Below are 13,747 nucleotides of genomic sequence, written 5' to 3'. Positions count from 1 at the left end.
CACAATGTTAAGAAAATCGATCCCGTTTGTGTTCGTAGCAGCGGGGCTGGGTATAGGCATGGTTTCGCTCCTGCTGGCGTTTCACGGCAAGGTGCTTTCCGCGGTGCTGCTGGTCGCGATTGCGGCCTTGCTGGACATGTTCGGCGGCTATATCGCGGAAAAGCTGGAGCTGTCGGGCGAATTCGCCAAGGAGCTTCGTTCCTTATCGGAGCTGATTTCCTTCGGCGCCGCGCCGGCTATCATTATTTATGTCGTCGCCCTGCGCGAGCTGCCGCTATACGGTACGCTGCTGACCGGGTTGTTCATGGTATGCGGCGCGCTGCGGCTGGCCCGCTTCAACGTAAAAACCTGTCAAAACCGCTGTCATATCGGTCTGCCAATTACCGGAGCAGGCTGTCTGTTGTCCGCTTTTGCCTTGTGGAACCCGCCATCGCATCTTTTGGCGGTGACGGTACTGGTCATTGTCGGACTTTCTTTCCTGATGATCAGCACGATCAAGATTCCCGCATTTCGTCCAAACAAAGCCGTGTACGATTACGATACCGAGAACGTCTAGCACCTACGGCTGGAGAGGAGCTGTGTCCGCATGCAATTTATACAGGAGATGATCTTACAGTACGGATATATCGCTTTATTCTTCAGCCTGGCGCTCGGCATTGTAGGCTTGCCCATCCCCGACGAGCTGCTGATGACCTTCATCGGTTATTTGGCGTCGGTCGGTATGCTGAATTATTCGATCTCGGTCGCCGTCAGTCTCGCGGGAGCGATGACCGGCATGCTTTGCAGCTACACGCTTGGCCGCAAGTTCGGCAAGCCGCTGCTGTGGAAGCACGGCAAATGGATTAAGCTGACCCCGGAACGGCTGGAAAAAGTGGAAGCCTGGTTCCAGCGTTACGGGCCTTGGACGGTCAGCTTCGGCTATTTCATTCCCGGCATCCGTCATTTGACCTGCTACTTGTCCGGTGTCATCGGCATGGGCAAGCGCAAATATTTGCTGTTCTCGGCTGTCGGCGCGTTCAGTTGGTGCGTACTGTTTATCTCCATCGGCTATTTTATCGGGGCGCAGATCGACTTCTCGCATTTCCATGCGTCGCTGATGCACCGGTTTTTCTCGAAATAACAGCACGGACAAGCTATGATGCGATTGCAAAGGTTAATACGCAAGAAGGGAAAAGGCTGCGCGCCTGACGGATCGTCGGGCGGCGGCTTTTTTGTTTTGCATGCGGTCAAAGCGAAACCGGAGATATTCGCCGCGTTGAAGGAGATCGAACGAACCTTGCCTCTCTATGCGTCTATTTTATAGTAGGGAAGCTTCGGGACGCTTGTTTCATCGCAGGCCCGGCGGGTAAGTAAGAAGCGTAAGGCCATTCAGGAGAGGAGGGTGTTCCATGCCATGGAACAAACGAGATTATCCGGTTTCCATGAAAAACCTGGAGCCTCGAGTGAGGGAAAAGGCCGTCGACATCGCCAATGCTCTGCTGGATGAAGGATACGAAGAAGGGCGGGCAATTGCGATTGCTACCGCTCAAGCGAAGGAATGGAACGAAGAGCATCCGAAGCATCCGCAGGAGAAACGCCCCACCAAGCTCCACGTCGTTCCTCATGAGAACGGGTGGGCCGTTAAAGAGGAAGGCGGGAAGGTCCGTTATCAAGCCGACACCAAGCCTGAGGCGGTGAAGCAGGCGAAGCAATGGGCCTCCGACGCGAATACGAGCGCGATCGTGCACCGCAAAGACGGCACTGTGGAGACATCGCATAATTACTCTTAGCTTTTCGCTTAACAAATACAATTTAAAACCTGGAGAGGAGCGATCGAACATGAGCACAGGTCAAACGGAGAAGCAAACGATGCCGGCACAGCATCAGGATCGGCAGCCGGGCATTGAAAGCCGCATGACCCCTAAGCCAAAAGCGGTAGACCGAAACTATAAAGGGAGCGGAAAGCTGCATGGGAAGGTTGCGGTGATTACAGGCGGGGACAGCGGCATCGGGTGCGCAGCGGCGGTTTGCTTTGCGGCTGAAGGAGCGGATCTGGCCATCGTCTATTTGAACGAAACCGGGGATGCGGAGGAGACGAAACGTCTGATTGAAGCGGAAGGGCGGAAATGTCTGCTGATTCAGGGCGATATAGGGGACGAATCGTTTTGCCGGGAAGCCGTGATGCGGACGGTCGATACCTTCGGCAAGCTGGATATTCTCGTGAACAATGCGGGCGAGCAGCATCCGCAGCCTGGCATCGAGGATGTTTCGCAGGAGCAGCTGGAGCGGACGTTCCGGACGAATCTGTTTTCGTTCTTTTATATGACGAAAGCGGCGATGCCGCATCTAAAGGAAGGATCGTCCATCATCAACACGGCCTCGATTACGGCGTACCGGGGCAATCCCCAGTTGATCGATTACTCGGCAACCAAAGGTGCGATCGTCTCCTTCACCCGTTCGCTGTCGATGAACGTGGCCGGCAAGGGCATCCGTGTGAACGGCGTCGCGCCGGGACCGATTTGGACGCCGCTGATCCCTTCGACGTTCGATGAGCAGAAGGTGGCGAAATTCGGCGGCGACACACCGATGAAACGGCCCGGGCAGCCCGAAGAGCTGGGACCGGCCTATGTGTTCCTCGCGTCGGACGATTCTTCCTATATGTCCGGCCAATTTCTGCATATCAACGGCGGCGAGATTGTCAACGGATAAAAGTGCCGCCCGAAGCAGACGGTTTGTACGAACCGCCATGCGGCGCAGTTGAACATTGCAGAACATTTAATCCATAAACATAGCATGCGCAAAGCGCCTGAGAGGGTGTCCCAATTTTTGGGACACCCTCTTGCCGTTCTTTATCGTTTACGCAGCGTCCGGCCGAACACGGCCAAAATCGGCAGCAGCAGCACTGCGGCGGTCACAAGGGACGCCCGAAGCGACAGACGGCTGCCGACCCATCCAACGAACGGACCGCCCCCCGTCTGGCCGAGCGCATCCGATTGATTGATCATCGAAAGCACGGTCGCCCGGACTTTGCCTTCGATGTTCAGATTAAGCCACGTGTCATAGATCGGCCCGCTGAGCGCTCCAATGATACCAAGCGCAAGTACGGAGCCAAGCGCCCAAGCAAAGCCGGGAGCAAAAGCAAACGACAAGATGGCCGCAACCCGCAAGCCGGTCAAAACGAACATCGCCACGACGACCACCCGTTCGCTGCTCATATCCAATCGCTTCTCAGCCAGTCGTACGACAATCAGACTGAGGAATGTCGTGAGGACGGAGATCAAGCCGAACCACATCGCCATCGAGAACGGCAATTCGGCCGGGAAACCGATCTCCTTGATCAGATGCGCTTCCCAGAGCCGGTCGTAGCCTTCCGACGCCGCGCCGCTGAACAGCGTGACGACGAGAATCATCAGCAGCACCGGCTGGCGGCGTATTACCCGTGCTCCGGATAGCCACGTCGACTTCATCTCCTGCCAATAGGAGAATTTGTCCAGCCGCTCCGGACGAACGAATTGGGTTTCCTTCATAAAAAGGAGTAAAAACGCCCCTAGGCCGAGAAACATCAGGCCGCTAAAAACATAAGGCAGATTAGGCGCAAGCGTGGACAGCCCGACACTTAGCGCGATGCCGATCAGCGTAGCGACAAGCGACAAGCGCTTGCCTTCCAGGAAAAGGCGCCCCACATTCTGCTCGCCGACTTCATCAACGATCCAAGCCGTGTCGGCTCCACTGATCAGCGTCTCCCCGACGCCCCGAATGCATTCGGCAATCAATATCCACACGAACAGCGAAATTAAAGGACTGACGCCTCCGAGCCACGGCGCGCTGCCTTCCAGCACATATGCGCCTCCGATCACCAGCATCCCCGCAATAACCGACAGACGTCGGCCATACGTATCGGCGACCGCACCCGTAATTCCTTCGAAAATCAATACCGTCACTTCCAAAACCGTACCAACGAGCAGCAGCTCGAACGGATTCAATCCGAGTTGACTTATGTAATAGACCGCGTAGGTCGTAAAAGCCGTCGCATTGGCGAGCGACGTCATAAAGACTTTAATCTTATAAACTTGTGACGCGTGAAATTTCATGTAATCAGATCCGCCTTTCCGGCAGACAGCACGTCACACAGGGCAGTACGGTTTCTTACGCTATCGCCTCTTGCACACCGATGGACGGGTCATGCCGCTTGTTGTTTTAACTTTCCTGTAATCCTTAGGTTGAGTGAATAGGCCAAGCTTTTTTGCATAATGAAACACCTCCGATTGGTATACCATCCATTATATACAGTTTACAAAATATAGAAAGGTTAAATTTAGAAGTAACGAAACTCTCCTACGGTGTGCGCGCATTCAATCGGTAAATTTTCCTTCGGATGCCCTTTCCCGGCTGCTTATTCCTGCTGCTAAAAAGTTATCTGAATTTTTCTCTTGAACTGTTGGATGAACTATTTTACAATATAAATATATGAATGAGTGATCATATGTTTATAATTTTTAATTAACTATAACGTCGTTTAAGGAGCTTGATGAGGATGAAGCAGGTTGACGTGCTGGTGATCGGAGCCGGACAAGCCGGTCTCGCGATGGGATATTATTTGAAACAACAAGCGGTGTCGTTTACCTTGTTGGATGCAAGCGACCGCATCGGAAACAGCTGGAGGAACCGCTATGACTCCTTGGTGCTGTTCACGCCTCGAAAATATGCGCTGCCGGGCATGCCTATGCCTGGCGATCCGAACGGACTGCCAACCAAGGACGAAGTAGCAGACTACCTAGAAGCTTACGCGGAACGTTATTCCCTGCCGGTTCAATTGCAAACGCAGGTCATTTCGATGACCAAGACGAGCCAAGGCTTCCTCGTCGAAACGAATCGGGGGATCTATCGGGCGGATAAAGTCATCGTGGCGACCGGTCCGTTCCACACGCCTTTCGTCCCCGGCTTTGCCTCCGGGCTACCGGACGAAATCTACCAAATGCACAGCAGCGCATACCGGAATCCCCGCGAGCTGCGTGACGGACCTGTGCTTGTCGTCGGCGCCGGCAATTCGGGCGCGCAGATCGCCGCAGAGCTGTCACGGGAGCGACTGGTTTATTTGTCCGCCGGAAGCGAGCTGCATTTTAAACCGATGCATGTACTGGGCAAAAATATTTTTTGGTATTTCAACCTGTTCGGATTTATCCAGGCGGATAAAGGCTCCCTTCTCGGTTCGTGGCTGAAGAGGCAGCCCGAGCAAATTTACGGACTCGAACTGAAATCCCTTATGGCGGATCGAAAAGTGCTGCTTAAGCCAAGAGCGATCGGGACGAAGCAAAACCGCATTGTTTTCGAAAACGGTACCGAGGCGGAAGTCAGCAATATCGTGTGGGCGACCGGTTACCGCAGCGATTACCGGTGGATACGGATCGACAGAGCCATCGATTTACAGGGGAACCCTGTCCACCAAGGCGGAGTCAGCCCGGTATCGGGCCTTTTTTATCTCGGCCTGCCATGGCAGTCTTCCCGGGGCTCAGCCCTGCTCGGCTGGGTAGGCCGCGATGCGGCGAGATTGGCGGAAAAGATCCGATTTTCATAGATTTACTGCCCGGTTTTGTTATACAATAAAGTAAATAAATGTGACGGAGGTGCGTCTATGAGCGATAGGTCATTCGCCTTGAAATCGGTTACCCCGATTCTTCGAATATTCGACGAAACCAAGGCCAGAGCATTTTACGTGGATTATCTCGGCTTCCAGATCGATTGGGAGCACCGTTTCGAAGAAAACTTGCCCTTATACATGCAAATTTCGCTTGGAGCGTGTACGCTCCACTTAAGCGAGCATCATGGGGATTGCTGCCCGGGGGCTGCGATCCGCATCGAAGCCGAGAATCTTGAAGCATTCCATGCGGAGCTTGGAGCAAAAGACTATAGGTACGCCCGGCCCGGCATTAAAACCACCCCTTGGGACACCCGCGAGCTTACCGTAACGGACCCATTCGGGAATCGCCTCGTTTTTTTCGAAGATGCATAGGTAATAGCCTCCTCTATTGACCTGAGACCGAATACAAGCTACACTAGAAAGTACAAGCAGGGGAATTTCCAGCGGCCGTGCCGCATGGAAAGGCTTCTGCTTTTCTATTTTCCAACCCACTCTAACAAACCGGGAGGAACCCGTGAATCATCGTTCTCTACGCACTCATTTGACACTGGCCTTTGCGGTTATGGCGATTGTGCCGGTGCTGATCCTGGGCACCATTCAAGTGCAGCAAATCAACAAGCTGACGCAGGAGTACAACAAGACGCAAGATCATGCCACGAAGCGTCTCGCCGACGCCGTCGAGACGTACGTTTATTATTACCGCAACGCCGTAGATACGCTCGCCACAACGATCAGCGCATCGGGTCCCGGGTTTCGCGACCGGGCCGGCTTGACGCGCAAAATCCAGTCGGTGAAAAACAACCTGCCCGGCTTCTCTCAGCTCTATGTGACGGATGAGAACGGCGCGATCAAAGCTCTCTCGCCGGATGCGGAAAGCGGCAATGCGCATGCGCTTCCGGTCGGCGCCGATCTAAGCTCGCGGGAGTATTGGACCAAGGTGAAGCTGACGCTGCAGCCCGCGATTTCAGAACCGATGCATGGCGCCGAGGGCGGATCTGCTCCGTTCGTCGCCATCGCCGCCCCGTTTTACAGCGAAAGCCGGGCATTTGAAGGCGTTGTGATCGGAATACTCGACATGGGCCAAATCGCAAGGCTCGTCACCCAATACGATTACGGGCCGGGCGCTTATCCCGCCGTGCTTGGTCCGGCCGGCAAGGTCATCTATCACCCCCGGAGCGAGCTGGTGCAGTCCATCGCGGATTTGTCCGGCGAACCGATAGTCCAAGCGGCGGCTTCCCTCAAGGAAGGGATGGACAAATTCGTCTCCGGCGCCAATGGACAGAAGGAGCTCGTTTCCTTCAAAACGATCGACAGTCTGGGCTGGACGGTGTGGGTCGGCCGCTCATACGCTGCGGTACAGGAGGCTTTCTTCGCCTCGCTTAAATCGACGTTTCTGCTGCTCTTGCTTACACTCGGCTTGACCGTGCTTCTGGGGTCCTATTTGGCGAAGCGGCTAAACCGGACGATCCATGCGCTGGTGCGCTACACGCAGTCGCTCGCGGCCGACCGTTATACCGTGCCGAGCGAGCCGCTGTCTTCACCGGGTGCGCCGTACGAGATGCATTATTTGGCAAGCCAATTTGCGCAAATGGCCGAGCAGATTCATGACAACCGGCAGGCTTTGCTTGAGCTGAATAGCGAGCTGGAGCAGCGGGTCGAGGAACGGACGCTCAGCCTGCAGCAGCAGCATGCCACACTCGCCGCCGTCCTGGAGAGCTACTCCGACGGCATCGTCCTTATTGACGTGAACCAGCAGGTCGTGCTTGCCAACCGCCGGATGGCCGAGCTGTTCAGATTTGACGGCAAAGAGCTCCTAAGTTTGACGGAGGAGGAACTGCTAAGCCGGATCGCCCGCAAAATGCCGCAGCCGGACGAGGACTTCGCCCCAACAGGCCGCAAGCCGAATCTGACCGGCAAATTTACGCTGGTCCGCTCCCCCGGCGACGAACGGGTCGTCCAGTTGGCCTCGTTTCAAGTGACGGATGGGGGCAAGGAATTCGGACGCGGCTACGTCTTCCGGGACATGACGAAGGAGCATGAGATCGACTCGCTGAAGAACGACTTGATCTCGCTCGCCTCGCATGAGTTCAAGACTCCGATTACAAGCATCAAAGGAAGCGTCGAGACGCTGCTGCGCAAGCATGCCGGATGGGACGAGGAGTTCAAGCAGGAGCTGCTGGAAGGCATTCATGAGGATATCGGCCGGATTCAGGAGCTGATCGACGAATGGCTCGACATTTCCAAGATCGAAGCCGGAGCACTGAGCATTCATCCTGCTCCTGTCCGGGTCCGTTCCATCGTCGAAGGGGCTTGGCAGAGACTGCCCCACACCCTTTCGGCCGAGTCGCAGCTTCATATCGACTTGGATGAGGAACTGCCGTTCCTCTATGCAGACAAACGGAGAATGGAGCAAATTTTTATCAATCTGTTCACCAACTCCATCCGCTACAACGAATCGAAGCCTCATATCCGGGTCACAGCGGAGCCGGACGGGCTGAACGTGCGGATTTTCGTCAAGGACAACGGCATTGGCATTCCCGAAGCGCATCTGCCCCACATTTTCGACCGGTTCTACCGGGTCGACGTTTCGTCCAGCCGCCGTACCGGAGGAACGGGACTAGGGCTTGCGATCTGCAAAGGCATCATCGACGCGCACGGCGGCTCGATCGAAGTGCACAGTACGGAAGGCGCGGGCACGACGATGATCGTCTCGGTGCCAAGCTATTACGGCCAAACGGAGGACGACAATGAAGAAGCATAAAATTATGATCGTAGACGACGAACCGAAAATTTTACGGTTTATCGCTGCCAATTTGAAATCGGCCGGCTATGAAACCGCCACGTGCGCAAGCGGCGCAGAAGCGCTGGAGGCGCTTGACCTGTTCGATCCTGATCTTATTCTGCTCGATGTCATGATGCCGGGGATGGACGGCTTCGAGGTTTTGACCCGGCTCCGAACCTATACGGACGTGGCGGTCATCATCCTGACGGCGCGGAGCAACTCCAGCGACAAGGTGCAAGGTCTGAATTTGGGGGCCGACGATTATTTGACCAAGCCGTTCTCGCTGGATGAGCTGTTCGCCCGCGTCAGCGCCGTGCTGCGGCGCTTCGATCGCGGCAGCGGACAAATGCCCGGCGCCAAGGAGCTGCGCCTCGGCCCCGTCGTCGTCAATCTGGCGCAGCGCCGGGCGTGGCACGGCGACAGCGAAATCAAATTTACGGACACGGAATACAAGCTGCTTGTCCAATTGCTTCAGCACGAAGGCAAGGTGCTGACCCACGAGCAGCTGCTGACCGAAATTTGGGGCAGCGAATACCGCGACGATGTGGAATATTTGCGCGTCACCATCGCACGCATCCGGCAGAAGCTGAAAGCCGTTCTCCCCGAAGGTCAATGGATCGTAACCTACCCTGGCGTAGGCTATATGATCCAAAACGGCGGTTAAACGCCAAAAATCCATCGGCCTTTTCCAAGGACCGATGGATTTTAGTTTGTGTTATTGCTCGTGCTCTACCGCTTTTATTTCGCGGTAAGCGTAACGTTCGCGGCCGTAGCCCAGTTGCCTAGCGGCGCAACCGTATATGTCGTACCCGGCGTCAGCTTGCCGCCGTTCTGCAGATCGAACGTCCCGACAGCGCCTTTGCGCGAGGTCAGCCTGTAAGTCGCGTTCAGCTTAGTGCCGTCGGCGGCTGTCAGTACGATGCTGCGGAGAGCGAAAAGCTCGTCTTTCGGGTCTGCCGACAAAGTCACGTTCAGCGAAGCGGCATCGGCTTGTTCGACGGTTTGAATCTGAAGCGGCGCGATTTCTTTCGCCGTAAACGTCGGATTGGCAAAAGTCGACCAATCGGAGGTGACCGTATACTTCACGCCCGGCTTCAGCATCTGACCTTCCGGCAAACGGAATTTCGGAGCCTGGCGCCCGTCCGTTGCTTGCGTAAACGGCACGTACGAAGCGACAATCGGCTCTCCGTTCTCCGGGGTAATCGTAACTTGCTTGCCTCTCATGGACGAAATCAGCTGATACGTTTTGCCGTTGTACATGTTGTTGTCATCCAGACTAAACTCAAGGCCGCCGCGTTTTCCTTGGTAGGCCACGACCACGTTGCCGTAGTCGGTAACGCCGTCTTCCAGCTTCGATTCGATTTCGAACGTATCGGAAGCCACTTGCTGCGCGGAGTTCATCGAAATTTTGTTCGTCATCGCTTCGAAAGTGCCTATTTTTTTGCCTTTGTAGGAAAACGTATAGGTCGTACCCGCTTTTTGCGGGGAAACCGGCAAAATATAGGTCGATTTCGAGCCCGATTTCAGCTGCGGAATGTTAAGCGGCGTCAAGCCGTTGTCGAACGTAAAGTTCGCTTTCGCCTTCTCCACGTCGATCTCTTCCTTTGGCAGCGGCGCGGAGAACGTAATTTGCAGTGTGATCGGGTTTACGGCTTTCCACTCTGTCACTTGAATGGAAGCGACCTGCAGCGCGGCATGGATGACGATAGCGGCTTCGCCGCGGGTCATGGAGCTGCTTCCCGAATAAGCCGTGCCCAGCGCATTTTTTAGGGTGGCCGCATCGGCTTTGGATGCCTTGGCAACAATCGCGATCAATTGATCCTGCGACAGCGAATCGTTCGGCTTAAAGCTGCCGTTCTCCCCGGACATGGCGCCTTGGCCAACAACCGCGTTCACGTATTCGTGGAACCAGTCGGATGCTTTAACATCGCCCCACGCGGCAGCTTGACCTGCAGCTTGAAGCTTGAACGCTTTGGCCGCCATCGTCGCAAGCTCGGCTCTGGTGATCGCTTGGCTCGGACGGAAGTCATGCTGGCCGTAACCTTGAACGACCTGGCTTTTTTCGAGCGCTTCAAGCGCCGTCTGGTATGGCGCCGAGACGCTGACATCGGTGAATGAAGCCGCTGCCTGCACATTCAATACATGAATTGGAGCAAGTGAACCGAGCGTAACGGCAGTCGTCAGCGCCATGGCCGTGATCATCTTTTTCGTTTTCATCAAAGTCATCTCGCTTTCAGGAAACGTATTTTCAAGCAGGGGTTTATGAAGTTGTTTCGTACAGGACCTATCTTACCGCCCGAGCCGTTACAATCGAATAAAAAAACCGGCGGCCGCATTACAAAAACGTAAAAAAACCTGAGCTACCTTCTCGCTCAGGCTAAAGTTCATCGTCAAATGCCCGCTCCCTGCTTTTCAAAGACAGGTTTGTAAAAGCTGACGAGCTATCGAAATGTCGGGGACATGGCATGAGGTCAAGCTATAGTGAAATTGACTCCATAGAAGGACAAGCCCGATTTTCTTGCCACATTCTGAGACGATAAATTATCGCACAATGTGCTGTATAACGGGATGCACTCCATGCTCCGCACCGCCATCGCCCACCCGGCAACTACAGAGGCGGCATAGCCCTTCCCGCGAAACTCCTCCAAGGTCTCAAGCCCCGCTTCGTGTGCCCGGGATGCGATGCGGACGCTGCGGCAGATCGAGACGGCCCTGCCTTCGTGCACGAACGCGATGCAGGGTTGAGCATAATCGATTTCCGAGATCAGCCATTCGAAGCCGCCGCGCAACAAATCGGTCATATTTTCACGAGTGACGCTAATTACATCCATTGTCGGCACGGTGGTATCAGGAATAAGATAGCAAGGTCCCATCGTGAAGCGTTCGCTTTGAAGGAGGTTCATATAGACCTCGAAATGCTTCGGCTTCGTTTGAAAATCTCGTACGACCGGTTCGTCAGTGCACAATTCCTCCAGTTGCCGGGCAAGCGTCTCCGGGACATCATTCCGAAACCGGCAGAGAGCCGAACCCTCTATCGTTCGCCCTAAGAAAAACCGAGGGGCGAGAGGCTCTCCGGGCCATGGCTCGTTTATCGTGCGAATCCTCATGTTCCGATCATGCGTAAACATGGCTTCAACATGCATTTTCATCAATTCATGGGCGGTTGGTTTGATTTGTTCCGTATCGCTCACGCTTCCACTCTCCAATCCGTTACTACGACTAGGTATTCTTTTTTTAGAATATCAAACATGATCCGAAATAACTCGGGAAAACATAATGATAATCGAATTATCCTGTCCTTTGAATTCCGCAAACCGGTAATAAGCGGCAGCATCCGGAGTAAATGTTACGGTAAACGTTCCACCCCACAGCGCCGGAACATTGGAAATCTTCCCCTAAGCCAACTGCACCCTATGAGCCAAGCATAGAGGAACCACAATGCGCTATCCTGCCTCGCTCCGGCCGATTTGACAGCTTAAAGGAACCCAGATGAGCTATTCTGCTGCGTAGAAAGCTTTTTACTATATTTCGACATGAATAGCGAATCGCAATTCCTCTAGTTCAGGCGGCGGTTACCGTAAAATCATTTAGCGCATCCCAGTACCTCTATTATAAATGCAGCCGTCTGCAACATTACGAGAATTATCATTCTCAACAAATAAAAAAGCAGAGGCGTAAAAATCCCCTGCTCTTTCCTTGTCTCAATTCCCGTCAAACTCACGATTCTTCGGATGTATCCATCGATTGGCTAGGTGCCCGTTTCAAAATCTATCTTGCTTAATAATAGCGACGGAACGCAGAAAATGATCTTCCGGAATGCGGCTGGGATTCCTACGGCCTGATGGGAAGCGATTGCCGCCCGGTAACCCTGATCATACCGTTACAAGCTCATCCACAAGATGGGTTTCAAGCCGCGGGGCCTCGACCGCTGTGTTCGTCGTAATTTCGCGCCAATCGAAGCAGCTGCGGATTGTCCGTTCGTATTTTCCTTCATATAACTGCCGGTCGGCGTTCAAGATATCCTGTAACACCTTTCCATAATGCAGATCTTCTTTGGACGTATTGCTCCAAGCGGTTGCCATTAATTTACCGAAGCGATCCCTTGCATCTAGCAACGCATCTTTGAATTCCTTTTCCTTCCCTTGATACAGTGCCGCGAATTGCTGCTGTACCTCCGGAACCTGTTCAAAATGAGCGGAATAGGCGCGATCTCCCAACTGCTGCGAGAGGAGTCCGCGCTCGATCAAATTGATTTGGAACATTTCCACCAAAATATCGAACGCCCCGCCTGTAAACGGTTCCGACAAATCGTGTGCCTCACGGCCCACCGTTGACATTTTCTTATTGTTGAATGCTATCCGGATAGACCGTCCATTTCGCAATTCGCCCATCCGAGACAATTCGTTTACCGAAAACAAGTTCCCCTTGGTGCTATGCAGTAGACTGTCGAGAACCGAATCAAAATGTAACGTGGATACAATAGCCACAAGATCGCCAAAAGCTTCGTGATGTCCTCCGTATTCATCCGTAATTTGAATTTGCGGGACACCGATGACGGAGTATTTGATCGTATGTCCCATCTCGTGCGCCAGAACGTCAAAATTTTCGCAGTAGGGATTATCGTAATCCAAACCATGGCTGTCAGGCCTAGCGGGAAAACCAAACTCGAGAAAACCTTCCAATCCGGAATGGGCATTCCCCCATTCCACCCGAGGAATTAGCAGGAGCTTGGGTGGATTAAACGGCCAAGGAATCGTCCTCCCGAAATAATCTTCCCAAATATCCATCACCCTACGAACCGTCGCGTACATCGTGGCGGCCGAAAATTCGCGGTCTCCAGGACGGAGATGATCGAAATGACCTTGGGCATCGGGTTGAACCGGAGGGGCATGAGGTCCTTGATATCGGTACGCAAAATCAGGTGAACCGCTGAATCCGAACGGGATCTTATCCAAAGCATCGACGACGTACATTCTTTCATCTTCGGGCCCGGCTTGAACGGATCCTGGGGGAACATTGATATATACCACTTCAGGCTGTTCGAATCCTGGCACCGTTTTATTTTGCGGATAAATGAGAAATCTGGTCCCTTGCTCTCTTGCGCGGGCATCCAATTGCTGTGACATGCAAATCCTCCTTTGTTTGTATGGTCTATTTCTGTAATATAATGTTTTTTTATCGAACTCTTTATACGTTAGTTTGGAAAGGCAAAAAAGCCCTTGCTTATAAACAAGGACTTTGCGATGAGGAATTCGATCCGGCTCTCGGCAAGCCGGCGACGGCTTATGGATTTTGTCGGCGGCACGCTTCGTTCGTCGCATGAAAAAAAGGGCCGTCATCGTCTCCCC

12 protein-coding genes are annotated in these 13,747 nt (G+C 53.8%); 8 read left to right on the top strand and 4 right to left on the bottom strand.

What is annotated here, in order from left to right; translation table 11 throughout:
- Positions 1-4: 4 nt before the first annotated feature.
- From pssA to QMG93_RS31035, 4 genes are all read left to right on the top strand, one after another.
- On the top strand, positions 5-556 hold the full coding sequence (gene pssA, locus QMG93_RS31050; protein ID WP_281943469.1) for a CDP-diacylglycerol--serine O-phosphatidyltransferase: 552 nt from the start codon (positions 5-7) through the stop codon (positions 554-556).
- A 30-nt stretch (positions 557-586) separates the two neighbouring features.
- The gene (locus tag QMG93_RS31045) at positions 587-1,120 is read left to right on the top strand and encodes a DedA family protein (protein ID WP_281943467.1); all 534 of its coding nucleotides are present in this window, start codon (positions 587-589) and stop codon (positions 1,118-1,120) included.
- Between the two features lie 268 nt (positions 1,121-1,388).
- Positions 1,389-1,769: a DUF2188 domain-containing protein gene (locus tag QMG93_RS31040; RefSeq protein WP_281943465.1), complete on the top strand. Its 381-nt coding sequence runs from the start codon at positions 1,389-1,391 to the stop codon at positions 1,767-1,769.
- A gap of 49 nt (positions 1,770-1,818) precedes the next feature.
- A complete protein-coding gene (locus tag QMG93_RS31035) occupies positions 1,819-2,688 on the top strand; it encodes an SDR family oxidoreductase (protein ID WP_281943463.1) in 870 nt (289 codons plus the stop codon).
- 140 nt (positions 2,689-2,828) lie between these two features.
- On the opposite strand, the gene QMG93_RS31030 is transcribed toward QMG93_RS31035, so the two are convergent.
- Entirely contained in the window at positions 2,829-4,070 is a 1,242-nt protein-coding gene (locus tag QMG93_RS31030; protein WP_281943461.1) for an MFS transporter, read from the bottom strand.
- A 443-nt stretch (positions 4,071-4,513) separates the two neighbouring features.
- Here QMG93_RS31030 and QMG93_RS31025 point away from each other — a divergent pair, with 443 nt between their 5' ends.
- The 4 genes from QMG93_RS31025 to QMG93_RS31010 all read left to right on the top strand — a co-directional run bounded on the left by QMG93_RS31025 (position 4,514) and on the right by QMG93_RS31010 (position 9,063).
- Entirely contained in the window at positions 4,514-5,554 is a 1,041-nt protein-coding gene (locus QMG93_RS31025; protein WP_281943460.1) for a flavin-containing monooxygenase, read from the top strand.
- Between the two features lie 57 nt (positions 5,555-5,611).
- On the top strand, positions 5,612-5,989 hold the full coding sequence (locus QMG93_RS31020) for a glyoxalase superfamily protein (protein ID WP_281943458.1): 378 nt from the start codon (positions 5,612-5,614) through the stop codon (positions 5,987-5,989).
- Positions 5,990-6,131: 142 nt separating this feature from the next.
- On the top strand, positions 6,132-8,378 hold the full coding sequence (locus tag QMG93_RS31015; RefSeq protein ID WP_281943456.1) for an ATP-binding protein: 2,247 nt from the start codon (positions 6,132-6,134) through the stop codon (positions 8,376-8,378).
- Entirely contained in the window at positions 8,365-9,063 is a 699-nt protein-coding gene (locus QMG93_RS31010; RefSeq protein ID WP_281943454.1) for a response regulator transcription factor, read from the top strand. Before QMG93_RS31015 ends, QMG93_RS31010 begins: the two co-directional genes overlap by 14 nt.
- Before the next feature lie 74 nt (positions 9,064-9,137).
- Here QMG93_RS31010 and QMG93_RS31005 read toward each other — a convergent pair whose 3' ends face one another.
- From QMG93_RS31005 to QMG93_RS30995, 3 genes are all read right to left on the bottom strand, one after another.
- Positions 9,138-10,616: an S-layer homology domain-containing protein gene (locus QMG93_RS31005; protein WP_281943452.1), complete on the bottom strand. Its 1,479-nt coding sequence runs from the start codon at positions 10,614-10,616 to the stop codon at positions 9,138-9,140.
- A 254-nt stretch (positions 10,617-10,870) separates the two neighbouring features.
- Positions 10,871-11,590 (bottom strand): kasugamycin N-acetyltransferase AAC(2')-IIb, encoded by a 720-nt coding sequence (gene aac(2')-IIb, locus QMG93_RS31000; protein WP_281943450.1) that lies wholly within the window; start codon positions 11,588-11,590, stop codon positions 10,871-10,873.
- Between the two features lie 681 nt (positions 11,591-12,271).
- Positions 12,272-13,738, bottom strand: coding sequence for a hypothetical protein (locus tag QMG93_RS30995; RefSeq protein ID WP_281943448.1), 1,467 nt, complete (start codon positions 13,736-13,738; stop codon positions 12,272-12,274).
- Between the last annotated feature and the right edge of the window lie 9 nt (positions 13,739-13,747).

The sequence above is a fragment of the Paenibacillus tyrphae genome, from assembly GCF_027925525.1.
Lineage (GTDB): Bacteria > Bacillota > Bacilli > Paenibacillales > NBRC-103111 > Paenibacillus_G > Paenibacillus_G tyrfis_B.
This window is presented reverse-complemented; position numbering and strand designations above follow the sequence as displayed.

What these genes read in the sequence shown, in the direction of transcription:
- QMG93_RS31030 (WP_281943461.1), bottom strand. Translation starts at nt 4,070, where the DNA reads ATGAAATTTCACGCGTCACAAGTTTATAAGATTAAAGTCTTTATGACG.
- QMG93_RS31035 (WP_281943463.1), top strand. Translation starts at nt 1,819, where the DNA reads ATGAGCACAGGTCAAACGGAGAAGCAAACGATGCCGGCACAGCATCAG.
- QMG93_RS31020 (WP_281943458.1), top strand. Translation starts at nt 5,612, where the DNA reads ATGAGCGATAGGTCATTCGCCTTGAAATCGGTTACCCCGATTCTTCGA.
- pssA (WP_281943469.1), top strand. Translation starts at nt 5, where the DNA reads ATGTTAAGAAAATCGATCCCGTTTGTGTTCGTAGCAGCGGGGCTGGGT.
- QMG93_RS31005 (WP_281943452.1), bottom strand. Translation starts at nt 10,616, where the DNA reads ATGAAAACGAAAAAGATGATCACGGCCATGGCGCTGACGACTGCCGTT.
- QMG93_RS30995 (WP_281943448.1), bottom strand. Translation starts at nt 13,738, where the DNA reads ATGACGGCCCTTTTTTTCATGCGACGAACGAAGCGTGCCGCCGACAAA.
- QMG93_RS31040 (WP_281943465.1), top strand. Translation starts at nt 1,389, where the DNA reads ATGCCATGGAACAAACGAGATTATCCGGTTTCCATGAAAAACCTGGAG.
- QMG93_RS31025 (WP_281943460.1), top strand. Translation starts at nt 4,514, where the DNA reads ATGAAGCAGGTTGACGTGCTGGTGATCGGAGCCGGACAAGCCGGTCTC.
- QMG93_RS31010 (WP_281943454.1), top strand. Translation starts at nt 8,365, where the DNA reads ATGAAGAAGCATAAAATTATGATCGTAGACGACGAACCGAAAATTTTA.
- QMG93_RS31045 (WP_281943467.1), top strand. Translation starts at nt 587, where the DNA reads ATGCAATTTATACAGGAGATGATCTTACAGTACGGATATATCGCTTTA.